A 3,660-nucleotide genomic window follows, 5' to 3' on the forward strand; every position below is an offset into this window, starting at 1 on the left:
GGCCGAGGGGGAAGAAGGTATGCCGGGGCCGGGGCCGGGCACGAGAGACGGCGGGGATCTTCACCCCATCGAGCGGACTTCGCCCTCAGTCCTTGAACTCCCGCAGCGCCGCCTGGACGCCGTGGCGGGTCAGCAGCGTGAGGTGGGCGGTCAGGGCGGGGCGCAGGCCGGGGAGTTCGGCCGTTTCGGGGTCGAACACGTCGCCCAGGCCGAGCAGCGTCGCCACCACGCGCTCCGGCGCGTCGGCGTGGGCGCGCGCCGGCGCCAACGCCTGCGCGCGAGGGTCGTCCAGCGCGGGCGCGGTGGTGACGTAGCGCATCCAGGCGGCGATGGTCAGCAGGACGCCGTGCGGGAGGCGGCCCTCGCCGATGTGGTGGCGGAGCGGGGCGAGGACGCGCACGGGAAGCTTCTCGGTGCCGTCGGCGCCGACCTGGCGGGTGGTGTGGCCCAGCGCCGGGTTGGCCAGGCGCCGCAGCACGCGCGTGCGGTACTCCTCCAGGTCGAGTCCCGGGCAGGGGCGCAGCGTGGGGAGCATCTCCCGGCGGGTGAGGTGGTCGGTGAACGCGGCCATGCCGGGCAGGGCCAGGGCCTGGTCGATGGTGGTGGCCCCGGCGAGGGCGCCGAGGTAGGCGACGGCGGAGTGGGTGGCGTTGAGCAGGCGCAGCTTGGCCGTCTCGAACGGGGCGACGTCGTCCACCAGGTCGGCGCCCGCGACCTCCCAGCGGGGGCGCCCGCCGGGGAAGCGGTCCTCGATGACCCACTGGCCGAACGGCTCGGCCGCCACCGCCCCTTCGTCGCGGACGCCGAGGAGTTCGGCGATGCGCGCCAGGTCGCGAGGGCGCGTGGCGGGGACGATGCGGTCGACCATGGTGGAGGGGAACGCGACGTGCGCCTCGATCCACTCGGGCAGTCCCCCGGCGCCGGGCAGCCGGGCGGCGAGGTCGGTGACCAGGCGGCGGACGAGGGGCCCGTTGGACGGCAGGTTGTCGCAGGAGACCACGGTCAGCGGCCCGCCGCCGCGCCGGTGGCGCAGCCGCAGGCCGCCGACGAGCAGGCCGACGGCGGTGCGGGGCGGGGCACCGGTCAGGTCGTGGGCGACCAGCGGGTCGCCGAGGGCGAGGCCGCCGGTGGCCCGGTCGCGCCGGTACCCCTTCTCGGTGACGGTCAGGGTGACCACGGCGACGGCGGGGTCGGCGATCCGCGCGGCGACGGCGGCGGGGTCGTCGGGCGCCGCGAGCACCTCGGTGACGCTGCCGATGACGCGGACCGGGGGCTCCCCGGCACCGCCGTCCCGGTCGAGCCTGAGGACGGAGAACAGGCCGTCCTGCGGGCGGAGTCGGTCGACCACGGCCCTGCCGCGCGGCGCGACGGCGCAGATGCCCCAGGCCGGGTCGCCGGTGGCGGCCATGGCGTCCTCGGTGTAGACGGCCTGGTGGGCCCGGTGGAACGCGCCGGGTCCGAGGTGAACGATGCCCGTGCGGCGCGCGTCGAGGGGCACGCGCGGGCGCGCGTATGCCGGAACGGTCGTGAGCGTGGCGCGTTCCAGGCGGCGGGCGCCGTCGGCGGGACCCGCCGATCCGGCGGGAGGAACGCGCCCCGCGTCAGTAGCGGATGTGCTTTCCGCCATCGACGATCACCGCCTCGCCGGTGACCAGGTCCATCCGCAGCAGCCCGAGGATCGCCTGCGCGACGTGCTCCGGCCCGGGGGTGGCGCGCAGGGGGACCGTCGCGCGCTCGGCCCTGGCGCGTGCGGCGAACCCCTCCTCGCCGTGCAGGCCGGTCTGCCAGCGGGTGGCGACGGTGCCGGGGGCGACGGCGTTCACCCGGACGCGGGGCGCCAGCGCGCTCGCCAGGTCTCGGGTGAGCTGGAGCAGCGCCGCCTTGCTCGCGCCGTAGGCGAGGGAGGAACCCCCGGCGCGGAAGCCCGCGATGGAGGCGACGTTGACCAGGGCGCCGCCGGAGGCGCGCAGCGCGGGCGCGAACGCCCTGGCGCAGCGGAACGCGCCGACCACGTTGACGTCGAGGACCGCGTGCCAGTCCTCGTCGCCCAGCGCGTCCAGGTCGTCCTCGGGGACGGCGCGGGTGGTGGCCGCGTTGTTGACGAGGATGTCGACGCGGCCGAACCGTTCGAGGGCGGTGGCCGCCAGCGCCCGCACGGCCGCGTCGTCGGTGACGTCGGCGCGTTCGGCCAGGGTGCGCGCCCCCAGCGCCTCGGCCTCGGGCACGAGCGTGGCGGCGTCGTCGGCGGAACGGCTCCAGCCCGCGACGATGCCCGTGGCCCCGCTCCCGGCCAGGGCGAGGGCGGTGGCCCTGCCGATTCCCGTGCAGCCGCCGGTGATCACGGCGACCGCGCCCCGCGGTTCCATGGCCGCCCTACCCTTCCCGGTCGTAGGTCGCGAGCTCCTCCTCGGCGATGTCCACGTGGCGGGACTCCTTGGAGTGGAGGAACGCCACGAACGACACCGCCGCGGTGACCATCATGAACCCGGCGACCAGCCAGGGCGAGCCGTCGGCGAGTTCGAGGAGCCCCGCGGCGACGAACGGGGAGAACCCGGCGACGGCCGCGCCGATCTCGCGGGAGGCCGCGAAGCCCGTGTAGCGGACACGGGCGCCGAACAACTCGGCGTAGAAGGCCGGCTGCACGGCGATCATGGGCGCGAGCCCGAGTCCGGTGGCGATGATCAGGGCCAGCCAGATGAGCGGTGGCGCCCCCGTCTCCATCAGGAGGAAGAGCGGGAAGGCGAAGAGGCCGGTGAAGACCACGCCGAACAGGTTGAGCGGGCGCCGTCCCACGCGGTCGGAGAGCGCGCCGTAGACGGGTTGGAGCGCGATGACGACGAGCCCGAAGGCGATGACGCCGGTGAGCGCGACCCAGCGTTCCAGGCCGAGTTCGTCGGTGACATAGGAGACGGAGAAGGTCGCGTAGATGTAGACGACGGCGGTGTCGCAGATGTGCGCGCCGATGCCGACCAGGAAGTTGCGCGGGTAGCGGCGCAGCGTCTCGCGGGCGGGGATCCTCACGACGCGCTGCTCGCGCCGCATCCGCCGGAAGACGGGCGACTCGGCGACGCGCAGGCGCACATAGAGGGAGACGGCGATCAGGACGAAGCTGAAGAGGAACGGGAGCCGCCAGCCCCAGGATTCGAGCGCCTCGTCGGAGAGGAGCTCGACCAGCAGGAACGCGACGGTGCCGAGGACGAGGCCGATCTGCACGCCCATCTGCGCGAACGAGGCGTAGTAGCCGCGCCGCGCGGGGGGCGCGTGCTCGGCGAGCAGGGTGGAGGCCCCGCCGAACTCGGCGCCCGCGCCGAGACCCTGGCAGATCCGCATCAGGGCGAGGAGGAGCGGGGCGGCGAGGCCGATCGACTCGTAGGTCGGCAGCAGCCCGATGACGCCGGTGGACAGGCCCATGATCAACGTGGTCAGCACCAGGGTGGCGCGCCTGCCGATGCGGTCGCCGATGGAGCCGAAGAGGAAGCCGCCGAGGGGGCGGAAGACGAATCCGACGCCGAAGGTGGCGAAGCCGATGAGCGTGCCCGCACCCCGCTCGCCGAGGGCCACCACGAGGTCCTGGTCCCCGGCGAGCCCGAGGAACGCACCCGCGCCGAGCGCCTCGCCCACGGCATCCCGCTCCCCGCGGGGACCTGGAGCGAGCTGCTG

At 75.2% G+C, this 3,660-nt stretch carries 3 protein-coding genes; all 3 read right to left on the reverse strand.

Annotation, left to right across the window (positions count from 1 at the left end; all coding sequences use genetic code 11):
* Positions 1-85: 85 nt before the first annotated feature.
* Entirely contained in the window at positions 86-1,627 is a 1,542-nt protein-coding gene (locus ADY01_RS34015; RefSeq protein ID WP_078900843.1) for a mannitol dehydrogenase family protein, read from the reverse strand.
* On the reverse strand, positions 1,602-2,366 hold the full coding sequence (locus ADY01_RS34020) for an SDR family NAD(P)-dependent oxidoreductase (RefSeq protein WP_053171496.1): 765 nt from the start codon (positions 2,364-2,366) through the stop codon (positions 1,602-1,604). The genes ADY01_RS34015 and ADY01_RS34020 overlap by 26 nt, the downstream gene beginning before the upstream one ends.
* Before the next feature lie 7 nt (positions 2,367-2,373).
* Positions 2,374-3,660: MFS transporter (locus ADY01_RS34025; protein WP_107081898.1), on the reverse strand; the 1,287-nt coding region annotated here is incomplete at its 5' end.

Source organism: Streptomyces sp. SBT349, from assembly GCF_001083795.1.
GTDB lineage: Bacteria > Actinomycetota > Actinomycetes > Streptomycetales > Streptomycetaceae > Streptomyces.

Excerpts from the sequence above, each read along its gene's own strand:
- ADY01_RS34015 (WP_078900843.1), bottom strand. The coding sequence starts at position 1,627 with ATGGCGGAAAGCACATCCGCTACTGACGCGGGGCGCGTTCCTCCCGCC.
- ADY01_RS34020 (WP_053171496.1), bottom strand. The coding sequence starts at position 2,366 with ATGGAACCGCGGGGCGCGGTCGCCGTGATCACCGGCGGCTGCACGGGA.